Raw genomic sequence first — 1,055 nt, 5'->3', positions numbered from 1 at the left:
CCCTTACCAGACAATCCGCAACGAGCTCCTCGAAGATCTTCATCATCAGATCAGCACCATGACGGAAGAAGAGAAAGACAAATTTATTGAGGATATGTACCTGGATCTCTATTTCGCTAAAGAAATCAATAAAGCCGTGAAAAGCGGCCGCTTTGGTCCTTCTACGGAAAAGATGGTTCCCTTGAAACTGGATTACTCTGAAAACGAGGACGGCGGCCCAGATATCAATATTCTGAATAAACAGCTGGCTCAGCTTGATCTGAAAGCCGATGTTTGTTTTAACCGGGCTGCGAAATATCAGGAAGAGGGAGACCGCTATCGTAAAGAAGCTGAAGATTTAAAGCTCAGTTCTGTTGAAGGAAGCAAGAAAAAACCTTCCACCAAGTGCAGAAAGCAGGAAGCGGTCAAAGAAACCACTACCTTCAGTGTAGAAGGGGAAAAGCGCATTTGCCCAGTTTGCGGCTGTGAGATGAAAACTGTTGGAATGAAACGTCACTATAGGATTCATCGGATTCCCGCTCGCTATAGGCTGGAAGAAGTGCTGCGTGAGACAGTCGCGTGCCCAAACAAGTGTACGGATGAAAACGGGAAAGCCATCATCCGCACCGCCGAACCTGACGAGCCTGCACTGATCGACAAGAGTGTCGCAACTTCCTCTATGGTCGCGGGAATTGCCTACGATAAGTTCGTAATGGGAACCCCGGCCTATCGTCAGGAAAAGCACCTGAGTCTCACGGGACTGCCGATCAGCCGTCAGACCATGGGCAACATCCTGGAAAAAACTTACGATCTTTATCTGAAGCCCCTCGTAAAACAAATGATTGAGGATCTCCCAAACTGTAACGTCGTCCATATGGATGAGACGGTTTTAAAGTGCACGGAGGTTAAAGATCGAAAACAGTCTTCTATGGTTGTCGCCGTCAGCGGAATCTATGAAGAGAACCAGATGGCTGTCTATAAGTTTTTCCCTTACAAGAAACAGGAGTTCGTAATCGCCCTCCTTGGCGGTTCTTTTCGTCATGCCCTTATGACAGACGGGCTTTATGCATATGCCA

Annotated in this window: 1 protein-coding gene; it reads left to right on the top strand. The window is 47.4% G+C overall.

Annotated features, from left to right (window positions below; genetic code table 11):
* Positions 1-1,055, top strand: a 1,055-nt coding sequence (locus tag Afil_RS10610; RefSeq protein ID WP_230268528.1) for an IS66 family transposase, incomplete at both ends; no start/stop codon positions are given.

This window comes from Allobaculum fili (genome assembly GCF_020969955.1).
GTDB classification, from domain to species: domain Bacteria; phylum Bacillota_I; class Bacilli_A; order Erysipelotrichales; family Erysipelotrichaceae; genus Allobaculum; species Allobaculum fili.
The sequence above is the reverse complement of the archived record's forward strand: the minus strand, read 5'-3'. Positions and strand labels throughout refer to the sequence as shown.